The sequence below is a fragment of the Microbacterium luteum genome, from assembly GCF_015277875.1.
Classification (GTDB): domain Bacteria; phylum Actinomycetota; class Actinomycetes; order Actinomycetales; family Microbacteriaceae; genus Microbacterium; species Microbacterium luteum.
On the sequence record NZ_CP063814.1, the window covers coordinates 423,416 to 449,134 of the forward strand.

General features: G+C 69.7%; 25 protein-coding genes and 1 pseudogene. 11 read left to right on the top strand and 15 right to left on the bottom strand.

All coding sequences use genetic code 11. The features are described 5' to 3' along the window. Positions 1 to 19: 19 nt before the first annotated feature. From IM777_RS02060 to IM777_RS02075, 4 genes are all read right to left on the bottom strand, one after another. Positions 20 to 616 (bottom strand): DUF305 domain-containing protein, encoded by a 597-nt coding sequence (locus IM777_RS02060; protein WP_228480907.1) that lies wholly within the window; start codon positions 614 to 616, stop codon positions 20 to 22. Positions 617 to 739: 123 nt separating this feature from the next. Beyond that, a complete protein-coding gene (locus IM777_RS02065) occupies positions 740 to 1,468 on the bottom strand; it encodes a WD40/YVTN/BNR-like repeat-containing protein (protein ID WP_228480908.1) in 729 nt (242 codons plus the stop codon). A 180-nt stretch (positions 1,469 to 1,648) separates the two neighbouring features. Further along, positions 1,649 to 2,227, bottom strand: a complete 579-nt coding sequence (locus tag IM777_RS02070; protein ID WP_194384452.1) for a DUF305 domain-containing protein — start codon at positions 2,225 to 2,227, stop codon at positions 1,649 to 1,651. A gap of 85 nt (positions 2,228 to 2,312) precedes the next feature. After that, on the bottom strand, positions 2,313 to 2,714 hold the full coding sequence (locus IM777_RS02075) for a DUF6153 family protein (RefSeq protein ID WP_228481192.1): 402 nt from the start codon (positions 2,712 to 2,714) through the stop codon (positions 2,313 to 2,315). A 262-nt stretch (positions 2,715 to 2,976) separates the two neighbouring features. Here IM777_RS02075 and IM777_RS02080 point away from each other — a divergent pair, with 262 nt between their 5' ends. After that, positions 2,977 to 3,462 (top strand): CinA family protein, encoded by a 486-nt coding sequence (locus tag IM777_RS02080; RefSeq protein ID WP_194384454.1) that lies wholly within the window; start codon positions 2,977 to 2,979, stop codon positions 3,460 to 3,462. A 74-nt stretch (positions 3,463 to 3,536) separates the two neighbouring features. On the opposite strand, the gene IM777_RS02085 is transcribed toward IM777_RS02080, so the two are convergent. Further along, the gene (locus IM777_RS02085) at positions 3,537 to 3,890 is read right to left on the bottom strand and encodes a hypothetical protein (RefSeq protein WP_194384455.1); all 354 of its coding nucleotides are present in this window, start codon (positions 3,888 to 3,890) and stop codon (positions 3,537 to 3,539) included. A gap of 306 nt (positions 3,891 to 4,196) precedes the next feature. Between IM777_RS02085 and IM777_RS02090 the strand changes: the two genes are divergently transcribed. Together IM777_RS02090 and IM777_RS02095 are read left to right on the top strand one after the other, a co-directional pair. Further along, positions 4,197 to 5,795, top strand: a complete 1,599-nt coding sequence (locus IM777_RS02090; protein WP_194384456.1) for an NAD-dependent epimerase/dehydratase family protein — start codon at positions 4,197 to 4,199, stop codon at positions 5,793 to 5,795. A gap of 70 nt (positions 5,796 to 5,865) precedes the next feature. Further along, complete coding sequence (locus tag IM777_RS02095) at positions 5,866 to 7,116, top strand: alpha-amylase family protein (protein ID WP_194384457.1); 1,251 nt, start codon at positions 5,866 to 5,868, stop codon at positions 7,114 to 7,116. A 122-nt stretch (positions 7,117 to 7,238) separates the two neighbouring features. Here IM777_RS02095 and IM777_RS02100 read toward each other — a convergent pair whose 3' ends face one another. The 3 genes from IM777_RS02100 to IM777_RS02110 are packed head-to-tail and all read right to left on the bottom strand — an operon-like array spanning position 7,239 to position 10,422. Next, complete coding sequence (locus IM777_RS02100) at positions 7,239 to 8,141, bottom strand: hypothetical protein (RefSeq protein ID WP_194384458.1); 903 nt, start codon at positions 8,139 to 8,141, stop codon at positions 7,239 to 7,241. Positions 8,142 to 8,182: 41 nt separating this feature from the next. Continuing rightward, positions 8,183 to 9,439, bottom strand: coding sequence for a GtrA family protein (locus IM777_RS02105; protein ID WP_194385404.1), 1,257 nt, complete (start codon positions 9,437 to 9,439; stop codon positions 8,183 to 8,185). Positions 9,440 to 9,444: 5 nt separating this feature from the next. Further along, complete coding sequence (locus IM777_RS02110) at positions 9,445 to 10,422, bottom strand: phosphodiester glycosidase family protein (RefSeq protein WP_194384459.1); 978 nt, start codon at positions 10,420 to 10,422, stop codon at positions 9,445 to 9,447. A 169-nt stretch (positions 10,423 to 10,591) separates the two neighbouring features. Between IM777_RS02110 and IM777_RS02115 the strand changes: the two genes are divergently transcribed. Further along, entirely contained in the window at positions 10,592 to 11,578 is a 987-nt protein-coding gene (locus IM777_RS02115; protein ID WP_194384460.1) for a Gfo/Idh/MocA family protein, read from the top strand. Next, positions 11,575 to 12,612: a lactonase family protein gene (locus IM777_RS02120; RefSeq protein WP_194384461.1), complete on the top strand. Its 1,038-nt coding sequence runs from the start codon at positions 11,575 to 11,577 to the stop codon at positions 12,610 to 12,612. The genes IM777_RS02115 and IM777_RS02120 overlap by 4 nt, the downstream gene beginning before the upstream one ends. Before the next feature lie 21 nt (positions 12,613 to 12,633). Here the strand turns inward: IM777_RS02120 and IM777_RS02125 are convergent, their stop codons facing one another. Genes IM777_RS02125 through IM777_RS02135 form a run of 3 tightly spaced genes read right to left on the bottom strand, consistent with a single transcriptional unit; the run spans position 12,634 to position 16,535 of the window. Continuing rightward, entirely contained in the window at positions 12,634 to 13,962 is a 1,329-nt protein-coding gene (locus IM777_RS02125; RefSeq protein WP_194384462.1) for an MFS transporter, read from the bottom strand. Between the two features lie 51 nt (positions 13,963 to 14,013). Beyond that, positions 14,014 to 14,646: a hypothetical protein gene (locus IM777_RS02130; protein WP_194384463.1), complete on the bottom strand. Its 633-nt coding sequence runs from the start codon at positions 14,644 to 14,646 to the stop codon at positions 14,014 to 14,016. Continuing rightward, a complete protein-coding gene (locus IM777_RS02135; protein ID WP_194384464.1) occupies positions 14,643 to 16,535 on the bottom strand; it encodes a heavy metal translocating P-type ATPase in 1,893 nt (630 codons plus the stop codon). Before IM777_RS02135 ends, IM777_RS02130 begins: the two co-directional genes overlap by 4 nt. Before the next feature lie 127 nt (positions 16,536 to 16,662). Between IM777_RS02135 and IM777_RS02140 the strand changes: the two genes are divergently transcribed. From IM777_RS02140 to IM777_RS02150, 4 genes are read left to right on the top strand one after another with little or no spacing between them, the layout of a single operon-like run. After that, positions 16,663 to 17,025, top strand: a complete 363-nt coding sequence (locus IM777_RS02140) for a YciI family protein (protein WP_194384465.1) — start codon at positions 16,663 to 16,665, stop codon at positions 17,023 to 17,025. Between the two features lies 1 nt (position 17,026). Then, positions 17,027 to 17,620, top strand: a complete 594-nt coding sequence (locus IM777_RS17115; RefSeq protein ID WP_228480909.1) for a sigma factor-like helix-turn-helix DNA-binding protein — start codon at positions 17,027 to 17,029, stop codon at positions 17,618 to 17,620. Further along, positions 17,565 to 18,242: a DUF6596 domain-containing protein gene (locus tag IM777_RS17120; protein WP_228480910.1), complete on the top strand. Its 678-nt coding sequence runs from the start codon at positions 17,565 to 17,567 to the stop codon at positions 18,240 to 18,242. The genes IM777_RS17115 and IM777_RS17120 overlap by 56 nt, the downstream gene beginning before the upstream one ends. A gap of 37 nt (positions 18,243 to 18,279) precedes the next feature. Further along, a complete protein-coding gene (locus tag IM777_RS02150) occupies positions 18,280 to 19,014 on the top strand; it encodes a VIT1/CCC1 transporter family protein (protein WP_194384466.1) in 735 nt (244 codons plus the stop codon). 33 nt (positions 19,015 to 19,047) lie between these two features. Here IM777_RS02150 and trxA read toward each other — a convergent pair. The 3 genes and pseudogenes from trxA to IM777_RS02165 all read right to left on the bottom strand — a co-directional run bounded on the left by trxA (position 19,048) and on the right by IM777_RS02165 (position 21,491). Further along, a pseudogene (gene trxA, locus IM777_RS02155) lies at positions 19,048 to 19,428 on the bottom strand (thioredoxin). A gap of 72 nt (positions 19,429 to 19,500) precedes the next feature. Next, positions 19,501 to 20,484: an alpha/beta hydrolase gene (locus IM777_RS02160; protein WP_194384467.1), complete on the bottom strand. Its 984-nt coding sequence runs from the start codon at positions 20,482 to 20,484 to the stop codon at positions 19,501 to 19,503. Continuing rightward, positions 20,481 to 21,491 carry a formylglycine-generating enzyme family protein gene (locus IM777_RS02165; RefSeq protein ID WP_228480911.1) on the bottom strand — a complete coding sequence of 337 codons (1,011 nt, stop codon included), beginning with the start codon at positions 21,489 to 21,491 and terminating at the stop codon, positions 20,481 to 20,483. The genes IM777_RS02160 and IM777_RS02165 overlap by 4 nt, the downstream gene beginning before the upstream one ends. A 138-nt stretch (positions 21,492 to 21,629) precedes the next feature. Here IM777_RS02165 and nhaA point away from each other — a divergent pair, with 138 nt between their 5' ends. Next, positions 21,630 to 23,414: a Na+/H+ antiporter NhaA gene (nhaA, locus tag IM777_RS02170; RefSeq protein ID WP_194385406.1), complete on the top strand. Its 1,785-nt coding sequence runs from the start codon at positions 21,630 to 21,632 to the stop codon at positions 23,412 to 23,414. A gap of 150 nt (positions 23,415 to 23,564) precedes the next feature. Here the strand turns inward: nhaA and IM777_RS02175 are convergent, their stop codons facing one another. After that, positions 23,565 to 24,407: an alpha/beta fold hydrolase gene (locus tag IM777_RS02175; RefSeq protein WP_194384468.1), complete on the bottom strand. Its 843-nt coding sequence runs from the start codon at positions 24,405 to 24,407 to the stop codon at positions 23,565 to 23,567. Between the two features lie 42 nt (positions 24,408 to 24,449). On the opposite strand from IM777_RS02175, the gene chrA reads away from it, so the two are divergent. After that, positions 24,450 to 25,688, top strand: a complete 1,239-nt coding sequence (gene chrA, locus IM777_RS02180; RefSeq protein ID WP_228480913.1) for a chromate efflux transporter — start codon at positions 24,450 to 24,452, stop codon at positions 25,686 to 25,688. Positions 25,689 to 25,719: the final 31 nt, after the last annotated feature.

Below are 25,719 nucleotides of genomic sequence, written 5' to 3' on the forward strand. Positions count from 1 at the left end.
ACCCCCAGGGGGTATTCCGCTAATCGGCCGCGCAATCTCGCGCGGCCGCCTCAGAGTAGTCCGGGACGGGCCGCTCCGCTGCTTCAGCAGGGGTTGTGGCGGGTCCGTTATCGGCGATGTCCTGGATGAGCCAGTCCATCTCGAAGATCTCCCGGCGCTGAGCTTCACTGATCTCCACGGCGAGTTCGCACACGCGAACGTCCTGCAGTTGCGCGCGTTCGGATCGTGTGATCGCAAGGGAGTGATGCGGGATCATCCCCTGCATGAAGTCGGTGTCGTCGACAGTGATCTGGGAGCGGTCGAGGGCGATGCCGCCACCGATGAGCAGCAGGCTTACGCCGATGACGGCGATGTTAGCCTTCCAGTTCTTGTACATGTTCAGCATCCAGGCGAGCATGACCAGACCCATGGTGCCGCCCATGGTGAGGGCCATGAACACTCGGCTTTCGCTGAATCGGATGTGGGACCACTCCCAGGACCCGGCGAACATGACCCAATACATCACGACCATTCCGGTGAGGATCATCGCGGCGAACTTCAGATAGGTCTTCGCGGTCATCTTCGAGCGTGCGTCGGGCTCGTGCCCATCAGTGTTCTGTGAGTTATCAGTGGACATTTCTGAGCCTTTCGTTTCGATGAGGGCAGTGCGGGTGGTCCCGCGGTCGGCAGGTTAGAAGCCGTCCCGGGTTGCTTGCAGGGGCCTTGCAACCCCATGCCCCCTGGGGTATTCGGATGCGTGTCAGGATGACGGTGAGGGAAGGAGCGTCACGCCGCTGTCGTCGACGATGAGGAGAGCGCCAGTGTCGGTGACCGTGATCGCATGTGGAGTGCCGTGTGCGGTTCCGACCTGCTCCCACGTCGTATCTGTGGCGGAGGAGACCCAGATCCGCTCGGAAGAATCGATGCCCGCGAGGTGGTCGCCGTCCGGGGAGGACCCGACGACGACGAGGAGCGGGGCGCCGTCCCAGGGCGAGAAGGTCGCGCCATCATCGTCACTGACCATCACTCCGTCGGGAGTGAGAGCCGCCAGGCGCCCGGAGGAGTCGGCCGTCAGAGCGAACGCGTGAAGCTGAGCGCCCGTCTCGGTCCACGTGACACCGAGGTCTGCGCTCATCAGCAACGCTGCGGTGTCGGTCGTGGCACCGAACATGGTTCCGTCCGGGGTTCCGGTCAGAGCATGGAAGTCACGTGTCCCGGCGAAAGCAATCGACTGCCAACTGCCGGCAGCGTCGTCGCTTCGGATGATCCCCAGGTGGGGGTCGCCCCATTCGGCCGGGGTGTTGCGTCCGGGATGGCCCGAAGCGAACAGCGAGGTTCCCACGCGGGCGAAACCCATCGCGTCGAAGACCACGCTGCCCTCACGGCCGGATACGTCACCGTCCGCCGTGACACGGAAGACGCCTTCATGGGTTCCCAGCAGGAATCCCTCTCCCGATGGGTCGACGACCGCGCCATGCACGTGTGACACCGTCGCCGAGTGCTCCTCTCCTGTGGTCGGTGGCTCCCCGGGCGAGCAGGCGGAAAGAACAACGGCGAGCCCGGCAAGGGACACAGCCAGGACACGATGAATACGGCGCATGAGCACCCTTTCGTTCAGACAGCGGCAGGGGCCGCTTCGCACAGCGGTTCCCCCACAGAGGATTCGGGCTCAGTAGTCAGTGAGCAGGTCGCGCATGAGGGCGATCTCGTCGGTCTGGTCGACGATGATCTCCTCCGCCAGGTCGCGAGCGTCGGGGTTCGATCCCGCTTCGAGCAGAGCCTCAGACATCTGGATCGCGCCCTCGTGATGCACGATCATCCCCTCGAGGAAGACACGCTCCGCGTCGGTCCCCGAGGCGTCCTCCAGGACGGACATGTCCATCTCGGACATCATCATCCCGGGCCCCGGAGTCATCCGGCCCATGTCGCCGAACTCATCCATTCCCCACTCGTCGAGCCAGGACTCCATCAACTCGATCTCCGGTTGCTGAGCAGCCTTGACTCCCTCGGCGAGCTCGCGGACCCGCACGTCGATGTCTTCCTTGCTCAGGAGAACGTCACTCATCGCAACGGCCTGCTCGTGGTGCGGAATCATCATCATCGCGAACATGACGTCGGCAGATGCGAACGTCTCTCCCGACTGATTCGGCGTCGGCGCGGTCACCGTGGCGCCGGCCGCGCAGCCCGTCACGGCCAGTGTCGATGCGACCGCCAATGCGCCCATCCAGCGCACACTTCTTCTCTTCATCTCTCTCTCAGTCCTTCGTGTCGTTTCTCTGCACCGCGCTCAGCGAGCGCGGCGGACGCCCGGACAAGTCCGGTGCGAGAAACGATCAAATCCGGCTGATCGACAACTGATGAAGAGACAACGGCGCGGGCGCGCGCGTGTGCCTGAGCAGCACGCCGATCCACCGCCGACAGAGCGAGGAAACGCGCAACCCGAAAAGCTGGGGAGGTGCAAGCCACAGGCCGACGGAGAGCAGAATGAACACGCACATCGCGGCGGCGACCTCATGCCCGTCCGGGGCGACGCACCCCGCGCATGCGGGTTCTTCGACAGCCGTCGGCTGGGCGGTGTGATGGCTGGCCGCTGTTGCCGCGATCGGAGCATGGTCGGTCGCAGGCCCGGACACGCCGGAATGCATCGCGAAGACGCCAAACGCGATCGCCGCCGCAAGGATGACACGCCACAGCCGCCGAAGCGCAAGGCACGCGCCTCCGCTGCGTCCGGCCATGGTGATCACCTCGCTCCCTCGAGGATGATACCCCGCCCCGGTATCCAGGGGTCATAGACACCATCGAACGTGCGCATGGTGCGCAGCTATCGGACGTCGTTCCTCAGGAGTGCGGGAACCGCGACGTCGGTGCCGCGTGCCACGATGGAGCTCAACGACGCTTGCCTTCTGGCCGCTCGAGGGTCTCGCCCGGCGACATGCCCGGGCTGGTGCTCGAGCCCCGTAGCGCGGCCGCGACAGCGTGCGGCGCTAGGGTGTCGCCATGAGCGCAGTCGATGATCCTTCAGAGCGCCTTGCGGCACTCTGCCGGCACGCGGGCATCCGGGTCGGGGTCGCCGAGTCCCTCACGGCGGGTCGCGTCGCGAGTGAGATCGGGCGCGGATCGGGGGCCCAAGATTGGTTCCAAGGTGGGATCGTCGCGTACGCAACGGAGGTGAAGCAGCGGTTGCTCGGGCTGCTGCCGGACACCGACCCCTGCTCGGGTGAAGCCGCCACACAACTCGCACGGGCCGCGCGAGTGATGTTTGTCGCCGACGTGGCGGTGTCGACCACAGGCGTCGGCGGGCCGAAACCCCAGGATGGCCATCCCGCGGGCACGGTGTACATCGGCTGGGCCACCGAGCAGGATGCTGGCGCGATGCTCACGCAACACGACGGCGACCCCGCCGATGTCGTGCGGCGCGCCACGGAGCTCGCGGTGCTGCAACTGGTCTCTCTCGCCGCCACCGGAGGCTCGCGATCGGATTGAATCCCGTCAAGGGTGAGGTCGATTCACGGGGCACCGGGCGTGACGTAACCGCGTGACTCCTCGGGCCGTGATCGTCAGCTGTCGTCTTCGTCGATGAGGCCGAGGAGCGACTTGAGGGCGTCGCGGATCTCCGTGTGGTCGTACTGACCCGCGCGGCTCTCGGCCGAGATCACGCCGGACCTGCGCACCTTGTCGAAGTCGCCGAACGGGAAGCTGTAGGCACGCTTCGTCTCGCGGTTCTCGCTCTTATCGATGCCCAGGTGCCAGTGCGAATATTCGGTCCAGCCGTTCTCGTCGATGAAGGCGTTCTCCTGCTCGGCAGACGGAGCGGCGCCCGACCAGTCGTCCCGTTCGTCGTGCACCACCTTGCCGTCGCGCACGAGGGAACGGGCGAGCCGGAGGGCGGGGCCGTTCAATTCGATCGACATGACGGCCACGATACGAGGGCGGTGACGCCGGACCAAGGGTCTTGACGTGTTCTTCGACGCGGGTGAGCGCCACACGCGTCAACCCCGCGCGGTGGCGGGCCTCGCACCGCGGGCGAGGTTGCCCACTCATGCTCGGCGCGTCACCTCACCGGACCAGCCCAACTCGGCGAATGCGACCTCCGCGGTGGGAGATCCGCCGCGCACCCGCGGCGACCGTTCCTATCTGCACCCGTCGTGATTCGCAACCCGGTCGACACGGGAGCATCCGACCGCCATCGTCGTCTGAACTTCGGTGAGAGGGCTGAAATGCGACTGTGCGTCACGGGTGCGAGTGGAAATGTCGGTACGGCGCTGCTGGGCGCGCTCGCTTCGGACCCGAAAGTCGAAGAGGTGGTCGGCATCGCTCGCCGACGGCCCGATACGACGGCAGCGCCCTACAACACGGCGCGGTGGCAGGTGGTGGACCTCGCGATGCCAGTCCCGTCCGCTGAAGACGAGACGAAGGTCGTGGAGAAGCTCGCGGCCGTCTTCCAAGGCATGGACGCTGTTGTTCATCTGGCGTGGATGATCCAGCCCAATCGCAACCGGCGGCTCTTGCGACGCGCCAACGTGGTGGGCACGCGCCGCGTCGTCGATGCGTGCCTGAGCGCCGGGGTCCGTCATCTCGTCTGTGCTTCGTCCGTGGGGGCGTACTCCGGCGTCCACGACGAGGATCCTCGCGACGAGACATGGTCGACCCGCGGAGTGCCGTCCGCTCACTACTCGGCGGATAAGGCCGCGCAGGAGCGTGTGCTGGACGACGCAGAGAGCCAGGGGTTGGCGATCGCCCGCGTGCGACCGGCGCTCGTCTTCGACGCGTCTGCGGGCGCAGAGGTCACGCGCCTCTTCCTGGGCCCGATGTTCCCCGCTCGACTGCTGCGGCCGGGCGCGCTGCCCGTCATTCCGCTTCCGGCAGGTCTGCGTTTCCAGGTCGTGCATGCGGAAGACCTCGCCGACGCGTACCGCCGAATCCTCAGCTCGGTCGCGACCGGCCCCTTCAACGTCGCGACGGACGGGGTGCTGCGTGGGAGAGACCTCGCCGAGGCGTTGGGTGCTCGGCGTCGCGTGTCACTGCCGGCACGCGCACTTCGGCCGGCGATGAATCTCGCCTGGTGCGCGCACGCCGTCGCCGCAGACCCCGGCTGGATGGACATCGCGATGTCGGCGCCGATAATGGACACCGAGCGGATCCGCGCAGAACTGGACTGGCGTCCACGGCGCGACGCCCGCAGTACGCTGCGGGAGATGATCACCGCGATCGCCGACGGCGACGGTGCGGCCAGCGCGCCGATGCGTCCAAGGCTTCGATGGCCCCGAGATCAGCAGGCGCCGGGTGAGATCCCTCCGATCACCGTGCCGGGACAAAGGCACCGCCTGCCGGCATCCATCGAACGCGACATCTTCGCCCTCTACCTCTCTGATCACCTCACCGGCGCGACCGGCGGAGCCGACCGGGCGTCGCGTATGGCGCACGGGTACGCCGATACCCCGATCGGCGAGGAACTTGCCCGGATCGCCGCGGAAGTGCGGCGCGAGCGGGCGTTCCTGAAGGAGCTGGTGAGTTCGCTGGAGCTACCGAGGCGACGGCATCGCCAGGCCGTTGCCTGGATCGGGGAGAGGATCGGACGGTTGAAGAGCAACGGACAGTCGACCGATTCTCCGATGACTCCCGTGCTCGAGATCGAGCTGATGCGCGGTGCGGTCGCTTCCAAGCTCGGATGCTGGGAGACGCTCGCCGACCTGTCGCCGGAATTGGGCTTTCCTTCCGCTGTGTTCATCGACCTGGCTGCTCGGGCGCGTGCACAGCTGACCACGTTGCAGGGGCTGCATGAACGAGTGGCGGGAGGCGCCTTCCGGGTGGGGTAGCTCTCCCGGCGCGCGTCGATGAGAGGATGAAGGGCATGCCGTACCGCAGGCTCGACGAGGAAACGACCGCATGAGTGCGTCCGCACGGGCCTGGGTCGAGCACGTCATGTGGTGGCACGTCTACCCGCTCGGTTTCACCGGGGCGCCGATCCGCGAAGGCGCCGACGAAGGCCGCATCGTGCACCGCCTGCCGCACATCGAGGCGTGGCTCGATCACGTCATCGAACTCGGGTTGAACGGCATCCTGCTCGGGCCGGTGTTCGCCTCGACCAGTCACGGCTACGACATCGTCGACCACTTCCGTGTGGATCCCCGCTTGGGCGACGAGGACGACGTGCGTCGCCTGATCGCCGCGGCGCACGACCGCGGCGTCCGGGTGCTGTTCGACGGGGTCTTCAACCACGTCGGCCGGGAGCATCCCCAGGTGGAGACCCTGCGCGGAGACGGTGTCTTCGAGGGCCACGACAGCCTCGTCGAGCTCGATCACGACTCCGAGGCGGTCCGCGATCTCGCGGTCGACGCCATGAACTACTGGCTCGACCGCGGTATCGACGGGTGGCGGCTGGATGCGGCGTACGCCGTTCCGCCGTCGTTCTGGGCGGCGGTGCTCCCGCGCGTGCGCGAGCGACACCCTCACGCGTGGTTCCTCGGCGAAGTCATCCACGGCGACTACGCCACGACCGTGCGCGACTCCGGCATCGACAGCGTCACCCAGTACGAGCTGTGGCAGGGGATCTGGCACGGCATCGCCGACGGGAACTTCTTCGAGCTCGCGCATGCGCTCGGCCGCCACGTCGCCCTGCTCGATACCTTCGTTCCGGCGACCTTCGTCGGCAATCACGACGTCACCCGCATCGCCACAGCCGTGGGGCGGCGCCATCTGCCCCACGCGCTCGCCGTGCTGTTCACCGTCGCCGGAACCCCCGCGGTCTACGCCGGCGACGAGTACGGCTTCGAAGCGGTCAAGGCCGAGCGGATCGGCGGTGACGATGCCGTGAGGCCGGCGTTCCCGCCCATGCCGGACGAGGTCGAGGAGACGGATGCCGCACGCGATGCGCTGCGACTCACCCGTGACCTCGTCGCCTTCCGTCGCCGCAGGCCGTGGTTGCACTCGGCCCACACCGACGTCGTCGAGACGACCAATCTCACGCTCGTCATCCGCACCGCCGTCGACGACGACGCTGCCATCGTGGCGCTGAACATCGGCGACGACGAGGCGGTCGTCGCCGCCGCCGGCGCTGGGCAGCTGGAGCTGGGTGACGGGGCGCTCGCCGACGCACGCGTCGTCTTGCCGCCGCACGGGTGGGCGATCCTGACGTAGGGTGCTCTGCTGCGACGTTTCGTTTCGTCGCTGCGCTCCTCGCTCAACGACCTCCGGACAAAGGGCCCGCTGGTCGTTGAGCGAGCGGAGCGAGACGAAACGCTCGGAGGGAGCGCCTCCCGTCACTCGACGTCGTACCCGCGCACGGCGTCCTCCAGCTCATCCCGGCTCCGGATGGCCTGCGGGCGGGAGAAACTGCTGGTGAGGAAGTGCTGCGCATAGGGGAAGCACGCCGCCTCGAACGGTTCGGCGGCGCGAAAGGATGCGCCGAACGTATCCGATGTCACCGTGACGGCATCCAGAGGAAGCCGCAGAGCCTGCCGCATCTCGTCGGGGTCGAACACGAGTCCGAAGGGTTCCGAGCTCTCGCGCCGCAAGCGCCCGCCGTAGTCGACGCTGAGGTTCCCCTCGATCCACAGGCGCTGCTCGAGCGGAGTCGTCTTCGCGGCAGGCAACGCCGCGGTCACCTCGAGATGGTTGGGCCGTTCGGCACTGCGCACATCGATGACGACGTCGCCGGTGTGCACGGTCGTGACGACGGCACGCTCGGTGGTCGACCGCGCGAAGCCCTCGCCGGGGCCGTAGTTGATCGTGTTCGACTCGTAGTCGCAGATCACCCACGTGAGCATGCCCGATCGGGTGTCCTCTGCGATGACGTACAGCTCGACGCGCGTTCCCCAGAAGACCGAGGTGTGCACCGTGAACGCCCCGACGATCGCGCACAGACGCGGCGTCTCGTCGGCGAACATCGCGGTGGGAACGAGTCGGTAGTGCGGGGGCAGGAGTCGGGCCGCGGCATCCGAATCGGTGATCTCGTACGACAGGAAGAAGCAGTACGGCTCGACCACGAAGCCCATGTGCCCCTCGGTACGGGCGTGCGAGACGACCCACTCCTGCCCGCGGCGAGGCATCCGTGCGAGCATCTCGGCGCGCCCGTAGAGGGCGGCCACCGCTTTCGGTGACACGCTCCTCTCGGTGCCGACGATGAATCGGCGCAGTTCCAGCGGATCGATCCCGGTCCCCATGATCGCCAGCGTCGACGCGACGCGCTCGACCGGCGTGCCCGTCAGCGGCGGCCCGCCGGCTCTTCCGCATCCCGAAACGCCGTGGCCCTGGCGGTGTCGTCGTCGATGACGCGATGGTGCCGCGCCTCGGTGCCGAGCGGAGGGGATGTTCCGGCATGAAGGGCTCGCTCAAACGGGGTGCCGGTACGGATGGCCTGTGACGATTCCGGGACCAGAGAGCGCATTCGGGCGCGCGCTGCATGCAGCCGCTTCCGACCAGCCCCTTGTCCTCCGCGGAAGACGAGCGAGCGCTGCACGGCGTAACTCGTCAGGAACAGCACCACCTCGGTGAGCATCTTGGCTGCCAGGAGGGTGACGCCGATGTCGGTCAGCGCTCCCATCCACGCGATGTTCGACGCGAGCAGCACGAGCGCCAGGGCGGCGTACCGCAGGGCTTCGCGCGTGCGGCCCCGGCTCCGGCTCCGGCGATGAAAGACCACCCGACGGTTCACGGCGAAGTTCACGGATGCGCTGATCACGCGGGCCGCCACGATGGAGAACACCAGCGAGCCCGTCGCGGCCGACAGCACGAGCAGGAGCACCGTGTCGAGCGCGAAGGCTAGGAGAGACGACCCCGCGAAGAGGATCAGGGGAAGCATGACGCGCAGCGAGTCCGTCAACGGACGGAAGTGGCTCGAGGCGTTTCGCTCGAGATAGACCGTCGCGATGGGCACCTCGCGAGCGGTCACCCCCGCGCTCCGGCTGCGCAGCAGCATGTTCTGCTCGTACTCGAAACGGTCGCCCGGAACCGACATCGCCCACGGGAGCAGCGCCGCCGGGATGCCGCGCAGTCCGGTCTGCGTGTCGCTGAGCGCCCACCCGGCGACCACGCGGAACACCCCGCGCGACACCGCGTTGCCCACACGACTGCGCACCGGCACGTCACCGCCGAAGTCGCGACACCCGAGGATGAGCGCCGGGGATTCGGCCGCCTTCTCCCGCCGCAGGGCCTCGACGACACGGAGGATGTCGTCGACGCGATGCTGGCCGTCTGCATCGGCGGTCACGACGTCGTCATCCGGTGCCCACCGCACGACCTCGGCGAAGCCCGCCTTCAGCGCAGCCCCCTTCCCTCGGTTCCTCGAGAAGCGGATGACGCGCGCGCCGGCGTCTTCGACCACCGAGAACAGATCGTCGTACCCCGGCCCGCTGCCGTCGTCGACGACCAGGACGGTGAGGTCGGGATCGGCGGCGAGCAGTTCGTCGACCAGCCAGGGCAGGCGCGGTCCGGGCTCGAGCGCGGGGATGAGCACGATCATGCCGGTCACCCCGCGATGTAGAGGATGTCGCTGGTGGCGCGCTCGCCGCCGTTGGACGGGCTGTTGACCACCTCGCCGTCGAAGAACATCGTCGACGAGCCGCCCCCGTCGAGGTTGTAGGCCGTCGTCGCCCCCAGGTCGACGAAGATGTCGGCGAGCTCGGTGAGGGTGACCCCCTCGCTGTAGCCGCTCTGGCGCCCGTCGACGACGACGAAGACCAGGTGATTGTCGTCGATGACGCCGACCGCGGTGCGCGGCTGGTCGCCCTGGATGGAGTGGTTGCCGAAGTTGGTGTCGACCTCGACGTCTTCGATCCCCTCGAGGACCGCGCCGTCCTCGACGATCGCCGGCCCGAAGCTGAGGGTGTTCCACGCGCCGGCGGCCACGAGTTCGTCGGCGCTGGTGGCGGTCTCGTCGTAGACCTCGACGCTGCCGTCGGTGTAGAAGACCAGGCCCGTGCGGGCGGGGTCGTCGCGGTACACGACGCCATTGCGGATGACGATGCCGGTGTCGCGGAACCCGTAGTAGTCGCCGTTGATGGCGAAGACGGCATCGTTCTGCTCGGCGATGGAGCTGGTGAGGTCGGTGATGTTCTCGCCGAACTGATTGTTGGCGAAGGCGCTCCGCAGCGCGGTCGCGTCGCCCAAGGTGACCTCGGCGACGTAGTAGGTCACCGTCGAGTCCCCGGACCCCTCGACGACGGTCGAGATCTCGACCGACGTCTCCCCGCTCGTGTACGACGTGTCGGTCAGGACCGTCTCGGTGCTCGCGTCGTCGCCGGTGTCGTCGGCACCGTCGTCCACGGTGACCGGTGAGTTCTCCGCCTCGTACGCGGCGACATCGTCGATCTCGACGTGCTGCACGAGGTAGCGGTCCGCGGCCCACGCTGCGGCGCCCGAGAGGGTGAGCGTGGTCGTCAGCGCCGACGCGATGATCACGTTCCGGCGACGGGTGCGGCGTTTGCGGCGGGGCGTGGGTTCCATGCATCCAGGGATACGCACCCCGCCTATCCGGCACCCCGCGACCGGCTGATACCGCGCTATGGAGGCTTATGCGGCGGCTATGGCCCGCACGGGGCCGCGCATACGATGGGGAGAGCCGCGTCTTGCGACGCCATCCGCGTGCCCGATCGCATCCCGAGGAGAGATTCGCATGAAGCTCGCCGTGCTGGGGTCGGGGATGATCGTCCGCGACTTCCTGCCCCACGCCGCCGCCGTCGACGGCCTCGACCTCGTCGCGATCTGCGGGCGTCCGGCGTCAGCCGATCGCCTCGCCGCGATGCGGGACGAGTTCGGCATCGACCGCGTGCACCTCGACCTCGATGCCTGCCTCGCAGATCCCGACATCGACACGGTGTGGATCGCGGTGCCGAACTCGCTGCACGCCGAGTATGCGCGCAAGGCCCTGGAGGCCGGCAAGCATGTGGTGTGCGAGAAGCCCTTCGTGCTCGATGAGCGCGATCTGCAGGAACTGCGCGACCTCGCCGAGGAGCGCGATCTCATCCTCGTCGAGGCGATCAGCACGGTGTACCTCTCGAACTACCGCTGGATCCAGGAGCACCTCGACAGCGTCGGGGAGATCCGCGTCGTGCAGTGCGACTACTCCCAGTTCTCGTCGCGCTTCGACCGGTTCCGGGCCGGCGAGGTGCTGCCGGCGTTCGACCCGGCGCAGGGTGGCGGCGCGCTGCTCGACATCGGCATCTACACGATCCACTTCGTCGTGGGGCTTCTCGGGCTTCCCGAGAGCGTGCAGTACACCGCCAACCTCGAGCGCGGCGTGGACACTTCCGGCGTGCTCGTGCTGGAGTACGGCGACCGCACCGCGGTGTGCGTGTGCGCGAAGGACTCCGACGGCCCGATCCGCTCGAAGATCCAGGGCACCGACGGCTGGATCGCCGTCGACGGGGCGCCGAACGCGATGCCGGTCGTGCGATCCCAGCGCCGAGGCGAACAGGTGCAGACCCGTGACCTGTCGGTGCATCCGCATCGCATGGTCGAGGAGTTCCGCGCGTTCGTCGACATGATCGCCCGGCACGACACGGCCGAGCGCGACCGACGTCTCGACCACAGCCAGGCCGTGCTCGCCGTCGCCACCGCGGCGCGTCGGTCGGCCGGACTCCTCCCGAGCGACCCCTCATGACCCATTCCCTCGTGCTCGTCGCCAACGCCGGCGACGGATCCCTGTCGCTGTTCCGCTTCGACGGGGCAGCGCTCGAGCGCCTGTCGGTGACCGAGGGGCTGACGGGATGCTCCACGTTCGCCGTCGATTCGACGCGCGACCTCGTCTACGCCGCCGTCAAGGGCGACCCCGCGGGCATCGTCACGCTCTCGCTCGACCGCGCAGCCGGAGTGCTGACGGAGGTCTCGCGGCGCGATCTGCCGCGGGGCGGCATGAACTACCTGGCCCTCACTCACGACGGCGAGGTGCTGCTCGGCGCCTCCTACGGCGGCGGGTACGGCATCCTCAGCACCGTCGCGGACGGCGTGGTGAGCGCTCCGGTCTCCGAGATCGCGTATGCGAACCTGCACGCGGTGCTGCCGGATGCATCCGGTCGGTTCGCCTACTTCGTCTCGCTCGGCGACGATCTCGTCGCGCAGTACGCGATCACCGATGAGCCTTCGCTGGAGCCGCTGAGTCCGTCCACCGTCGCCTTCCCGCCCGGCATCGGGCCCCGCCACCTGGCGCTGAACGCCGCGGAGGACAGCGTCTACGTGCTCACGGAGTTCAGTGCCGAGATCGTGCGTCTGCACCGTGACCGGCAGAACGGGGTGCTTGTTCCGGACGGATCCACCGCGGCGCACGATGTCGCCGTCGGCCTGCCGCCCGGCGTGTTCGGAGGCAATCCCACCGTCAACCCGGCGCTGTGGGGAGCCGACCTGCACTGGGGTGCCGGACAGAAGCATCTCTGGGCATCGGAGCGGTCGACGAGCAGTCTCGCAGCGGTGCCCGTGGCCGCAGACGGCTCCCTCCGTCCCGCCGAGACCTTCACGCCCACCGAGCCGCAGCCGCGCGGATTCGCGCTGAGCGCCGACGGCCGATACCTGGTCGCCGCGGGTGAGCGAAGCACGACGGTCTCTCTCTACGCCGTCCACGGGCAGCACCTCGAACTCCTCCAGCGCGCCGAGACCGGTGGCGGCGCGAACTGGGTTCGCTTCATCGAACCGCGCCTTTAGCGCCCGCACCGGCCGGATGCGTCACCAGGGGAGATTCCCCGGTCCGCCGACGTGCCGGATCGTGCGGCTGCGCTCGCGGATGATTCCCCAGGAACCGATGATCCACAGCGGCACCTGGGTGAGGAAGGCGATGCGGAACGCGTCCAGCGAGTAGGTCTCGGGTGTGCCGGCGCCCTGCAGGTCCATCGAGACGCCGATCATGAGGATCGCGATCAGCGCGGCGAGGAAGCCGCCGCCGTTGACGATGCCGGTCGCCGTGCTCAGGCGATGCGTCGGATTGAACGCGCGGGCATGGTCGAAGGCGATCATCGAGGCGGGTCCGCCCGAGGCGAGCGCGATGACGAGGATCACCAGCAGCCAGACCGGCGCGGCGCCGGGCCACACGATCACCGCGAGCCACGCGACGGCCTGGAACACCACCGTCGGCAGCACGAGCCAGCGCGACCGGCGCGTCGGGTGCCGTGAGGAGAGCGCCCCGAGGATCGGTCCGAACACGATGCCGGCGAGCACGAGCAGGGTCATGAGTCCCGACGCGGCGGCGGGCCTGAGCCCCTCGCCCGCGGTGAGGAACGGATAGCCCCACAGCAGCACGAACGCCGTGCCCGCGAACGGGGTGGTGAAGTGCGACCAGAAGCCCAACCGCGTCGCCGGGTGGGACCACGACTCGCGGAATCCCTCGCGCAGATCGGCCGCCGAACGCACGATACGCACCGCGCCGGTGTCGGTGTCGACGGCGGTGTCGAGCGGATCGTCGCGACGCTCGGGTGGACGATTGCGGATGACCGCGAAGGTGAGAACCGCGAACAGCACCGTGAGTCCGGCGAGGCTGCCGAACGCGACGCTCCACGACGTGGCGTGCAGGAGGGCTGCCAGCGGCACGACGGCGACGATCTGACCCAGCTGGCCGATGATGCCCGTCAGCTGCACCAGGAGCGGTGAGCGCTGCGCCGGGAACCACGTGGCGATCACGCGCAGCACGCTCGGGAAGACCGCGGCATCGCCGGCGCCGATGAGCACGCGCGCGAGGATGCCGATCCCGACGGCGTCGGCGAAGGCCATGACGAGCTGACCGGTGGCCATGAGCACCATGCCGGCCGCGATCACCGGGCGCGCGCCGAGGCGGTCGAGGATCAGCCCCACCGGCACCTGGAGCGAACCGTAGACGGCGAGCTGGATGACGGCGAACATCGACAGCGCCGAGGCGTCGGCATCGAACCGGATCGCCGCGTCGACGCCGACGGACGACAGCGACGTGCGGTTCGTGATCGCGACGACGTAGGCGGCGACCCCGACGATCCAGACCGTCCACGTACGCCAGCCGGGCGTGTGCAGGGCAGAGGGTGATGTCACGTGCGACCCGTCGACGGTGGAGATGATCTCGCGAGAGCGAGCGGATAAATCCTACTTTCCGGCGCTCGCCGTTGCGCCGAAGCAGTCCGCCGCGAGGGCGTCGGTGACGGCGGTGGCCGCATCGGCCCAGCGCGCGTAGTGGTCGGGATCGGTGTTGACCTGCACGGTGTGGATCGCCCGCGAGGGCGGCATCCGCTCCCAGCCCTCGACGGTCGCGAGCCGCGAGAAGAACAGGGATGCGGCGCGCGCGGGATCCATCCGCTCCTCGACCGTGCCCCACCAGTCCTGCTGCTGGAACAGCCCGATCGACGACGTGCGAGACCCGTCGGGGTTGCGGATGCCCGAGGTCTCCCAGTCGCCGTAGTCGAGATTGCGGAGCCCCGATTCGCCCATCGCCGCCATCACGCCCAGGCGCTGCCCGACTTCGTCGAATCCGGCGTCGGCGCCGACCTCCATGATGGTCAGCGCATGGGCCAGCTGGTCTCCCGAGTACCCGGCGACGCTCGCCTCGCCGACCACGCCGGGCGCGGTGCACACCTCGGTCGGAGAATCGGCCACGTCGGCGGCGACGACGAGCCCCCACACGCCGAAGAATCCGGCGAGCGCCACGGTCGCGCCCACCTGCACGCCGACCACGCGGCGGCGTGTCAGGCGCCGTCGCCGTCGGCGTCGTGTCGGGCTCACTCCTCCAGTCCACCGCGCGCGCCTGGGAATCCCGTCCGGGTGCTTCGCGAGGGGAGGCCGCCGGTCAAGGCGCGGAGGGCGTAGAGGATCGTCGCGAGGTCGACCAGTTCCTGGATGAGCGCACCGGCCACGGCGGGGATCGCACCCGTCATCGCGATCAGCATCAGGCCGATGCTCAGCGCGATGCCGATGCCGATCGCGGTGACGGCCACCCGGACCGTGCGACGCGCGATCGCGATGCCGTCGACGACGCCGGAGAGCGAATCGACGAGCAGGACCGCGTCCGCTGCTTCGCCGGCGGCGGTGGCCCCGCGCGCCCCCATCGCGATGCCCACGTCGGCGGCGGCCAGCACCGGCGCGTCGTTGACGCCGTCACCGACCATCATCATCGGGCGAGGACGCATCTCGGCCGCGAGATGCACCTTCTCCCGCGGTCGCAGCTCGGCGTGCACCTCGGTGATCCCCACGTCGCGGGCGATGGAGTCGGCGGTCGCCGGCACATCCCCCGTCAGCATGGCCACCCGGCCGACGCCGTTGTGCGTCAGCCAGTTCACGACCTGGCGGGACTCCGGTCGCACCGTGTCGACGAACGTCAGGTGACCGGCGAAGCGTCCGTCGATCGCCACGTAGGCCGCGGCCTCGCCCGGTGCGAGGATCGCGCGCTGCAGCTCGGGCGCCGCCGCAGACACGAAGGCCGGCTTGCCGATGACGATGCGGTGTCCGTCGACGATGGCGGTGACGCCGTCGGTCGCCGCCTCGCGAGCGGAGGTCGCGGCGCCCACGATCACACCGCGCTCCCGGGCGGCGGTGACGATGCCCGGCGCCAAGGCGTGGGTGGAGTACTGCTCGGCCGCCGCGGCGGCTCCGAGCACCTGCGACTCGGTGAATCCGGCCGTGGGATGGACCCCGGACACGGCGGGTCGCCCCGCCGTCAACGTGCCCGTCTTGTCGAACGCCGCGGACGCGACGCGGGCGAGCTGCTCGAGCACCGCCCCGCCCTTCACGATCACACCGGCATTCGCGGCGCGGGAGAGTCCGCCGAGGAACGCCACCGGCGCGGCGATGAGCAGGGGGCAGGGCGTGGCCAGCACGAGCACCTCGGCGAATCGGGAGGGATCGCCCGAAACTCCCCAGGCAGTGCCCGCCAGAACGAGCGATACTGCGGTGAACGGGATCGCGAAGCGATCCGCGAGGCGTTCGACCGGCGCGCGGGAAGGCTCGGCCTCGCGCACCAGGGCGACGATCTGCTGGTACTGGCTGTCCCCGCTCGTGCGCGTGGCCCGGATGCGCACCGCGGCGGCGCCGTTCAGAGCTCCCGACGGAACGGCATCGCCCGTTCGCCGCTCGACGGGGATGCTCTCGCCCGTGAGCGAGGACTCGTCGAACACGCCGGTGTCGCCGAGGACGACGCCGTCGACCGGAACGATCTCCGCCGGTCGTACGAGCAGAACATCGCCCGGTGCGATGTCGTCGACATCGACGTCCGCGATGATCTCCGTGCCCTCGGGCGCGGCCCGCACGCGATGACCGGTGCGGGGGGAGCGGTCCAGGAGCGCGGTGAGCTCGCGGGTTGCACGGCGTCCGGCGAGCCGCTCCAGGGCGTCGCCACCCGCCAGCATCAGCACGATGATCAGCGACGCGACGTACTCGCCGACCGCGAGGGTGGCGACCATCGCGACCACGGCGAGGATGTCGAGTCCGACGTGCCCGCGCATCACCTGCCGCACCATGCCGACGAGAGTCCACACGACCACCGCCCCGACCCATGTCGTCGCGACGATGCGGGCCGCATCCCCACGGCCGGTCGTCGCGAGGACCAGCACGACCGTCAGCACTCCGGCGGTGACCGAGAGCGTGGCGTGCGAGCGGAGCGCGCGAAGGATGCGCATGAGATCACCGTGGCACGCGAAGCCACCCGAGAAAAGAAATGCGGCGGGGGTGTCCATCTGGTGCACTGGTGTTCGTCGCTTCAGTGAGGGGCTGCGACGGGCGGCTCCCAGACCGAAAGGACACGCCATGCAGTACATGCTCCTCCTCGCCAGCGCCCCCGATGTCAGTCCGCAGCCGGGAAGCCCCGAAGAAGCCGCGGAGATGGGTGAGTGGTTCGCCTTCGACCAGATGGTGAAGGACGCCGGGGTCTTCGTCTCCGGCGAAGCGCTCCACCCGCAGGACACCGCCACGTCGGTGCGCGTGCGCGAGGGCAAGACCGTCGTCACCGACGGACCCTACGCCGAGACCAAGGAACACCTCGGCGGCTTCTACGTGCTCGACGTCGCGAACCTCGATGAGGCGATCTCGTGGGCCGAGAAGGTCCCCAACGTCGACTACGGCTCGGTCGAGATCCGGCCGATCTTCGACGTGTCGCAGATGCAGCAGTAGCGTGCCGCATCCCGAGGTCGCCGAGGTCTTCGGTGCGCAGTGGCCACGGCTGGTCGCGACCCTGCGCGCCGACCTCGGCGACTTCGATCTCGCGGAGGATGCCGCGCAGCACGCGTTCGCGGTTGCGTCCGAACGCTGGCACGCCGACGGGCTGCCGGGCGCGCCAGGCGCATGGCTGCTCACCGTCGCGCGCCGCTGGGCGATCGATCAGGCCCGACGCGACGTGCGATGGGCGCGGCGAGAAGACGATGTGCGTGCCGCGCTCGAGCTGCCGCAACGCGACCGCGGGCCGATCTCCGACGACCTGCTGGCGATGATCTTCGGATGCTGCCACCGCGCCCTCGACGAGTCGGCACGCGTTGCGCTGACGCTGCGTTACGTCGTGGGCCTGCCGACGGCCTCGCTCGCGCGTTCCTTCCTCGTCTCCGAAGCGACCATGGCGAAGCGCCTGGTGCGGGCGAAGAAGAAGATCGCGGCCAGTCGCGTGCCCTTCGAGGTCCGTCCCCGATCGCGACCTGCTCGCGGACTCCCTGGACGACGTGCTGAAGGTCGTCTACGTGATCTACACGCAGGGGCACGCCGCGCCCACGGGTGAGCTCGTGCGCGGCGACCTGTGCGATGAGGCCCGCTGGCTGGCGGGCACGCTGTGCGACCTGCTCCCGGAGGAGCCTGAGGCCTGGGGGCTGGCATCGCTCCTGGCCTACACCGACGCGCGACGCCCGGCGCGACTCGACGCCGACGGCGAGGTCGTGCTGCTGCGCGACCAGGACCGCAGCCGATGGGATGCCGAAGCGATCGCGGCGGGACGGCGCCTGCTGGCACGCGCGCTCGCGCTCCGCCGCGTGGGGCCGTACCAGCTTCAGGCGGCGATCGCCGGTGCCCATGCGAGCGCACCGACCTTCGACGACACCGACTGGCGCACCATCAGGCGTCTGTACGCCGTGCTCGCTCGGCTCGAGCCGTCGCCGATCGTGTCGCTGAACGAGGCGGTCGCTGCCGCGCTGTCCGAGGGGCCGGAGTCAGGTCTCGCGCTTCTGTCGCCGATCGCCGAAGAACTCGACGGATACCACTACTTCCATCTCGCGCGCGCCGACATGCTCGCCGCCACGGGGGAGCGGGGCGCGGCCCGTGCCGCCTTCGACCGGGCTCTGGCGCTGTGCGAGAACGAGACCGAGCGTCGGACGATCGCCAGGGTCGCCGCCGAGAGGACGCCGTGACAACTGCGGTTCTCTCCGAAGCGCTAGCCTGTCGCCCGTGAACGCCGCCTCCGATGCCCCGGCCTCCTCTGCGCATCCCGACGAGCCCCACCGTGGTGGCCTCGCGCAGCGCCTGAACTGGCTCCGTGCCGGCGTGCTCGGTGCCAACGACGGCATCGTCTCGACGGCTGCGGTCGTCGTCGGCGTCGCGGGGGCGACCAGCGGAAGCCTGCCGGTGCTCCTGGCCGGCACGGCCGCCCTCGTCGGCGGAGCGATCTCGATGGCGCTCGGCGAGTACGTCTCGGTCGCCTCGCAACGTGACACCGAGCACGCCCTGATCGAGAAGGAACGGCGCGAGCTGGCCGAGGACCCGGCGGCGGAACTCGAAGAGCTCACCGGGATCTACCAGGCCCAGGGCCTCAGCCGCGCGACGGCCGAGAAGGTCGCGCGGGAGCTGACGGCGAAGGATGTTCTCGGCGCGCACCTGGCTGCCGAGCTGAACATCGACCGCGACGACGTCGTGAGTCCCTGGTACGCGGCCATCGCATCCGCCGTCGCTTTCACCGTCGGCGCGCTCCTGCCGTTGGTGACCATGCTCCTGACGCCTCACCCCGAGCGGATCGCCCTCACCTTCGTCGCCGTGCTGGTCGCCCTCGCGGTGACCGGGTACGTCGCTGCGTGGATCGGGGGTGCGTCACGGTGGAAGGCGGTCCTGCGTACGCTCATCGGTGGGACGCTCGCGCTGGTCGCGACGTTCCTGGTCGGCTCGCTGTTCGGCACCACGATCGGCTGACCCCGATGCCCCGTCGACGGCGTCGGTCGGGCGTCATGCCTCGGTGTCGCCCGCGGCCTGCTGCTCGGCGATCTGGCGCCGAACGTCATCCATGTCCAGGCCCTTCACCGCGGTGATCACCTGTTCCAGGGCCGGCGCGGGAAGGGCGCCCGGCTGCGAGAACACCATGATGCCTTCGCGGAAGGCCGCCAGGGTCGGAATCGACGTGATGCCGAAACCCCCGGCGAGCTCGCGCTGATCCTAGGTGTCGATCTTGCCGAAGACGACGTCGGAATGCTCGTCGGACGCCTTCTCGAAGACGGGTGCGAAGGACCGGCACGGTCCGCACCATTCGGCCCAGAAGTCGAGCAGGACGATGTCGTTGTCGGCGATGGTCTCGCGGAACGAGTCCATCGTCACGGTCTGCGTTGCCATGGAAGCCGCCTCTCTGTCGGTTGCGGTCTTCTTTCCTCCAGCGTAGGCCGATGCCGCTTCATTCCCGAGGGGTCAGCCGGCAGCGGACAACGAGACGAAATCGAGGCTCGCGTCCGAGATCTCCGTGCGCGCGGTCTCATCCGATACCTGTGGCACACCGTCGCCCGGCTGCGGGCCGTACGAGCCGAACTGGGCGTGTGAGACGCCGTCGAGAACGAGGAACTCCGTGTCGACGGGAAGGGTGGCGGCGGTATCGGCGATCTTCGACGGCGTGGCCAGCCCGTCTTCGGTGCCGGAGATCGACAGCACCTGCGTGGTGAGGGTCTCGCTGATGTCGTCGGCGGGGTAGGAGGCGTACAGGATCAGGCCCGTGGCTCGGCGCTCGGTGTCTTCGTCGTGTTCGTCGGCTTGCATTGCGGCGACCGTTCCGCCGAGCGAATGCCCGCCGATCACCCAGCCGTCGGCATGCGGCACGACGTCGCGGGCGTCGTCGAACGCGCCGAGCGCGAGGAACGCGATCCCCAGCGGCTGCTTGGCGATGACCACCGGATGGCCCGCCTCGGCGAGGGGGCGCAGGACCGCCGCGTAGGCGCGAGGGTCGACGAGCGCTCCGGGCTGGAAGAACACCGCGGTCGACGACGGCGCATCCGCGGGCTCGAAAACGATCCGATCGGCGCTCTCGACCACGGTGACGGCCTCGTCGCTCTGCATCGCCGAGAGCGCCGGCTCGACCGCCGGGTACGGGCGGAGCCAGGCGAGGGCGGCGATGCCCCCGGCGGCTGCGACCAGGAGGAGGATGCGACCGGTGACCCGCGCCGCGGTCCGGCGACGAGCGCCGCGCAGCGCCACGACGACGCCCAGGACCGCGAGCAGAGCGGCCGCGCCCAGCAGCACGGCATAGGCCGGGTGTCCGTGGACGATCGCCCCCCACGCGGTGACGCAGGCCCACACGATGACTCCGAGGGCTGCGGCGGCGACGACGAGCGCGATCCACGTCAGCGCATCACGGCGCCGTGACGCGTCGCCGCCTCGCGGCGCATCCGATGACCCGCTCACGAACCGGCCAGGGCGACCGTGCGGAACCCGGCGTTGCCCATCGAGGAGTCAGGGGTGTTCTGCGAGCGGGCCGAATTGCGGTACCGGTTGCAATAGGAGATGTGGCAGAGGAAGCTTCCGCCGCGCAGCACCCGCACATCGCCCCGCTCCGGTCCCTGTGGATTCCGGGGAGGCGACGCGGCGTAGGTGCGGGGATCCCACCAGTCCGCGCACCACTCCCAGACGTTCCCGACCGTCTGCCACAGCCCATAGCCGTTGGGCGAGAAGGTGCGCACCGGAGCGGTGGTGAGGAATCCGTCCTCCAGGGTATTGGCGTGCGGGAAGGCACCCTGCCAGATGTTGGTGCGCCACGCGCCGCCGGAATCGGGCTCCTCGTCGCCCCACGGGTATTTGGCGCCGTCGAGGCCGCCGCGGGAGGCGTACTCCCACTCCGCTTCGGTGGGCAGACGCCGACCGGCCCAGGCGCAGTAGGCGAGCGCGTCGTTGTGCGAGACGTGCACGACCGGGTGGTCTCCGAGGCCGTCGATCGAGCTGTTCCGCCCTCCGGGGTGCCGCCAGTCGGCGCCGCGGACGCCGATCCACCACGGGGTTCCGGATGCGCGCCCCATGACGTCGTCGTCGGGTGCGTCGAGCGCGAGGTGGAACACGGCGGAGAAGCCGAAGGTCTCGGCCTCGGTCTCGAAGCCCGTGGCGTCGACGAAACGGGCGAAGTCGTCGTTGGTCACGCTGGTCGCGTCGATCGAGAACGCGTCGAGGGTGACATCGTGCACCGGCACCTCGCCGTCACCGGGATTCCGGTCGCCCGAGGAATCGCCCATGGCGAAGGTTCCCGCCGGGATGATCGCCTGCTCGACGCCGTGTGCCCCGGACGGCTCGCCGGCCCCCTCGATGCGGCGCTTCGTCGTGCCGAGAGGGAGGAACGTGGATCGTTCGGGGGCGCCGCACGTGCATCCCGGACCGCATGCGCTCTGTCCGGCGTCTTCGCTCAGCTCGTCGTCGGATTCCACCCTCGTCACTCTACCGAGCGGGTTCTGCGTGACCTCTCCCGCGGATGCCCGAACGGGTGGAGACTTGTCGACGTGTCGAGCCCCTCTGCCCGCTCCCGCAAGCACGCCTCGATCGCCGACAAGGTCGGGGCGATCGGCATGAACCGCTCCGGAGCACTCCTGCTCCTGCTGGCCACCCTCGTCGCCATCGCCTGGGCAAATATCGCCGACGGCGCATACGAGTCATTCTGGGAGACGCACCTGTCGATCGGGCTCGGCGACATTCAGATCGACTTCACGCTGCATGCGCTCGTCAACGACGCGCTGATGGCGATCTTCTTCTTCACCGTCGGCCTCGAGGTTCGTCGCGAGTTCGCGATCGGCGAGCTGACCAGCTGGCGCCGGGCGAGCGTGCCGGTCTTCGCCGCGCTCGCGGGCCTCGCCATCCCCGCCGTGCTGTTCGTCGCGGTCGCCGCCGGCTCCGGCTACGCGCACGCGTGGGGTGTCGTCATCTCCACAGACACGGCCTTCCTCGTCGGTGCTCTCGCGCTCGTGGGACCGCGCGTTCCCGGACGCCTGCGCGTGTTCCTCCTCGCGCTCGCTGTCGTCGACGACATCGGCGCGCTCAGCATCATCGCGTTCGTCTACACCGACAGTCTCGACGTGCTCCCGCTGGTCATCGCGGCCGTGGGCTTGGCCGGCGTCTATGCCACCCGCTATCTGCCGAGCGGACGCGGCCCGGTCTACGCGACCTTGTCGATCATCGTGTGGATGGCCTTCCTCGCCTCCGGTGTGCACCCCACCCTGGCGGGCGTCGCCATCGCCCTCCTCGTTCCCGTCTATCGTCCGAATCGGCGCGACGTCGAACACGCCCTGGAACTGGCACGCACCTTCCGGCAGTCCCCGAACACCGAGTACGCCCGGGCGGCGGCGAACAGCCTGCGCGAATCGATCTCGGTCAACGAGCGGCTGCAGAGCGCCTACGCCCCATACGTTGCCTTCGTCATCCTGCCCCTGTTCGCCCTCGCGAACGCCGGGGTGGTCATCAGTCCCGAGATCCTCGCCGGCGCGGTGACCTCCTCGCTCACGTGGGGCATCGTCGTCGGCCTGGCGGTGGGGAAGTTCCTCGGCGTGTTCGGGGCTTCCGCGCTCATGCGCCGATTCGGCGCCGGCGAGTTCGGTGCCGGGCTCACCCTCGACCGGATTGCCGGCGGGGGCCTGCTGTGCGGCATCGGCTTCACGATCTCGCTCTTCATCGTCGACATCGCCATCGACGGCGCGACGGCGCAGAACGAAGCACGCGTGGGCGTGCTCGTCGCCTCTGTCATCGCCTTCGTGGCGGCCACGGTCGTGTTCCGGATCTCCGACGCCGTGCGCCCCGCTGTGGAGACGGGTGAGACCCTCGTGCGCCCGGTCGATCCCGCCCGCGACCATGTGTTCGGGCGCGACGACGCTCCCTACGAGATCGTCGAGTACGGCGACTTCCAGTGCCCGTTCTGCCTCAAGGCCTCGGGGTCGATCGACGACGTGCGCCGCGAACTCGGGGACCGGGTGCGCTACGTGTGGCGGCATGCGCCGTTGACCGATCAGCACCCGAACGCCCTCGCGGCGGCCGAGGCGGCCGAGGCCGCCGCGCGACAGGGGAGGTTCCCGGAGTTCCTGCGCGGTCTGTTCGCCGACCAGGACAACCAGCTGCCCTCCGACATCGTGCGTCTGGCGGACCGCCTCGGGCTCGACGTGGAGCGTTTCGAACGCGACCTCACCGCATCCGCGGTCACCGCGCGGGTGCAGGATGACATGCTCGACGCCGAGGCGATGTCGATCTCCTCGGTTCCGACGTTCTTCGTCAACGGCCGTCGCCATCGTGGTCCCTACGACGCGCGCAGCCTCATCCGCGCCTTGCAGGAGACCGAGAGTGCCGATGCGGCGGTGGAGCCCGGCTGACCGGCCCCTTTCCCCGTGGCGCGCCCGCATCCTCGCCGAGAAACCGCGATTGGCCCGAGAAACCAGGCAGCGCGGTGTTTCTCGGGGCGAATGTGGTTTCTCGAGCGAGTGCCCGCCTCGAGCGAGCCCCGCGGCGAGCGGGCGCCGCGGTTACGGTGCGCCGTCGCGCAGAGTGGGCGAGACGCCGCCGTGGCGTGGGGCGACGTGGTTCAGGATGCTCGGCCAGTGCGTCGTGATCGACAGGCCCGTGCCCGCCTCGACGCGCACAACCCGGGCACGGGGAAGCCGGCGGCGCAGGCGGCGGCCGTCGAGATGCGCATCCACCGTCGGGTGCTGGTCGCCGTAGACGAGCAGCACGTCGGCGCGGATGTCGCGGAGCCGCCGCTGCCAGTCGTCGTCGGCCGCTGCCGCATAATCGCCCTGCATCCCGGCGGCGCCTTGCGTCGCCGCGGCATCCAGCATCCGGCGGATGCGGCGACCGGCCGCGGTCGACTCGAAGGCGGGCTCGGCGGGAGCGATGCCGACGTCGGCCACCCGGAACGGCGGCTGCGGCGCGCGCTCGCGGGCGACCCGGCCAGGGTCGGGAACGTCGACGAGCGCCACCCGGTCCACCAGGTGCGGGTGCCGCGACGCGAGAGCGAGGGCGGCGTATCCGCCGAGGCCCCAGCCCACCACGCCGAACGGTCCGAGTTCCATCGCCGAGATGCGCGAGGTGCTGCTCTCGATTCGCGAGAGGTACTGGGCGATGTCGTCGGCGTGGGTCGCGAAGGAGGGGCGCTCGCCCGCACGCCAGGCGTCGGATGCTCCGTAGCCCGGCCGGTCGATCCCGACGATCCGCGCGCCCCAGTGGGTCGAGACGGTGGGATCGGGATCGAACCCGCCGCCGCCGGGAGCGGGATGGCACATCACCACCGCACGCTGCGCGAGGGCATCGCCGAAGCCGCTCACCCCGAGCGCGCGTCCGCCGGAAAGCTGCACCAGTCGTCCTGCCATCGCAGACCACCTTCCTTTCCCGGGCCACGGTAGCGTGTGTGCGTGTCATCCGACGGGCCCCTTGCGAACGCCGACGTGCCCACCCCTCCTCCCCGTCCTCGCGGATCGGTGGCAGAGGTGTTCCTGGCTTTCCTGAAGCTCGGCCTCACATCCTTCGGTGGCCCGATCGCGCACCTCGGATACTTCCGCGACGAGCTCGTCACGCGGCGTCGCTGGATCGATGACCGAGCGTACGCGGACCTCGTCGCGCTGTGCCAGTTCCTGCCGGGGCCGGCATCCAGTCAGGTCGGGTTCGGTCTCGGGATGCTCCGCGCCGGCGCGGGAGGTGCGCTCGCGGCGTTCGTCGCCTTCACGCTGCCGTCAGCGGTGCTCATGATCGCCTTCGCGTCCGTGGGCACGGCCGTGGGCGGACCGGTCGGTGCCGGTGTGCTCGATGGCCTGAAGGTGGTCGCGGTCGCCGTGGTCGCGCAGGCGGTGTGGGGGATGGCGCATGCCCTCGCTCCCGATCGGCAGCGCGCCGGAATCGCCGTCGGAGCTGCCGTCGTCGTGGTGCTGCTGCCGAGCTCGCTCGCGCAGATCGGCGTGATCGTCGTCGGGGCACTGGTCGGGCTGTGGCTCTGCCGTGCTTCGGTCGACGCGGCGGGGCCGGCGGCAGTGTTCCCCGTGACGCGCACGGTCGGCTGGCTGTGCCTGGCGACCTTCGTCGTGCTGCTCGCCGGGCTCCCGCTGCTCGCGGCGACGACCGGGTCGGGCGCGGTCGATCTGGTCGATGCCTTCTACCGTGCCGGTGCGCTCGTCTTCGGCGGCGGACACGTCGTGCTGCCGCTGCTGGAGGCCGAGGTCGTCGTGCCCGGCTGGGTGTCGCCCGACGCCTTCCTCGCCGGCTACGGGGTCGCCCAGGCGATGCCGGGCCCGCTCTTCACGTTCGCCGGCTACCTCGGCGCGGTCTCGTCGGTCGGGCCCGGTGGCGTCGCGGGCGGCGTGCTCGCCCTCGTGGCGATCTTCCTGCCCGGCTTCCTGCTGCTCACCGGCGTCCTGCCGTTCTGGAACGACCTCCGGCGGCGCGCGGGCGCACGCGCGGCGATGGCGGGTGCCAACGCCGCCGTGGTCGGCATCCTCGCCGCCGCCCTCTACGATCCGGTGTTCGTCACGGCCGTGACCGGACCCGCGACGTTCGCGCTCGCGCTGGTGTGCTTCGTTCTGCTCGTCGCGTTCCGGCTCCCGCCCTGGATGGTGGTGCTCGTCGGCGCGGGCGGCGGCATCGTCGTCGCGTTCAGCTGACCGCGGCGGTGTCAAGACGATGGTCGGACGC

Excerpts from the sequence above, each read along its gene's own strand:
- IM777_RS02135 (WP_194384464.1), bottom strand. The coding sequence starts at position 16,535 with ATGCGCATCCTTCGCGCGCTCCGCTCGCACGCCACGCTCTCGGTCACC.
- IM777_RS02075 (WP_228481192.1), bottom strand. The coding sequence starts at position 2,714 with ATGGCCGGACGCAGCGGAGGCGCGTGCCTTGCGCTTCGGCGGCTGTGG.
- IM777_RS02110 (WP_194384459.1), bottom strand. The coding sequence starts at position 10,422 with ATGGAACCCACGCCCCGCCGCAAACGCCGCACCCGTCGCCGGAACGTG.
- IM777_RS02120 (WP_194384461.1), top strand. The coding sequence starts at position 11,575 with ATGACCCATTCCCTCGTGCTCGTCGCCAACGCCGGCGACGGATCCCTG.
- IM777_RS02105 (WP_194385404.1), bottom strand. The coding sequence starts at position 9,439 with ATGATCGTGCTCATCCCCGCGCTCGAGCCCGGACCGCGCCTGCCCTGG.
- IM777_RS02085 (WP_194384455.1), bottom strand. The coding sequence starts at position 3,890 with ATGTCGATCGAATTGAACGGCCCCGCCCTCCGGCTCGCCCGTTCCCTC.
- IM777_RS02115 (WP_194384460.1), top strand. The coding sequence starts at position 10,592 with ATGAAGCTCGCCGTGCTGGGGTCGGGGATGATCGTCCGCGACTTCCTG.
- IM777_RS02175 (WP_194384468.1), bottom strand. The coding sequence starts at position 24,407 with ATGGCAGGACGACTGGTGCAGCTTTCCGGCGGACGCGCGCTCGGGGTG.
- IM777_RS02080 (WP_194384454.1), top strand. The coding sequence starts at position 2,977 with ATGAGCGCAGTCGATGATCCTTCAGAGCGCCTTGCGGCACTCTGCCGG.
- IM777_RS02140 (WP_194384465.1), top strand. The coding sequence starts at position 16,663 with ATGCAGTACATGCTCCTCCTCGCCAGCGCCCCCGATGTCAGTCCGCAG.
- IM777_RS02100 (WP_194384458.1), bottom strand. The coding sequence starts at position 8,141 with ATGGGGACCGGGATCGATCCGCTGGAACTGCGCCGATTCATCGTCGGC.
- IM777_RS02090 (WP_194384456.1), top strand. The coding sequence starts at position 4,197 with ATGCGACTGTGCGTCACGGGTGCGAGTGGAAATGTCGGTACGGCGCTG.
- IM777_RS02095 (WP_194384457.1), top strand. The coding sequence starts at position 5,866 with ATGAGTGCGTCCGCACGGGCCTGGGTCGAGCACGTCATGTGGTGGCAC.
- IM777_RS02070 (WP_194384452.1), bottom strand. The coding sequence starts at position 2,227 with ATGAAGAGAAGAAGTGTGCGCTGGATGGGCGCATTGGCGGTCGCATCG.
- nhaA (WP_194385406.1), top strand. The coding sequence starts at position 21,630 with ATGAACCGCTCCGGAGCACTCCTGCTCCTGCTGGCCACCCTCGTCGCC.
- IM777_RS02060 (WP_228480907.1), bottom strand. The coding sequence starts at position 616 with ATGTCCACTGATAACTCACAGAACACTGATGGGCACGAGCCCGACGCA.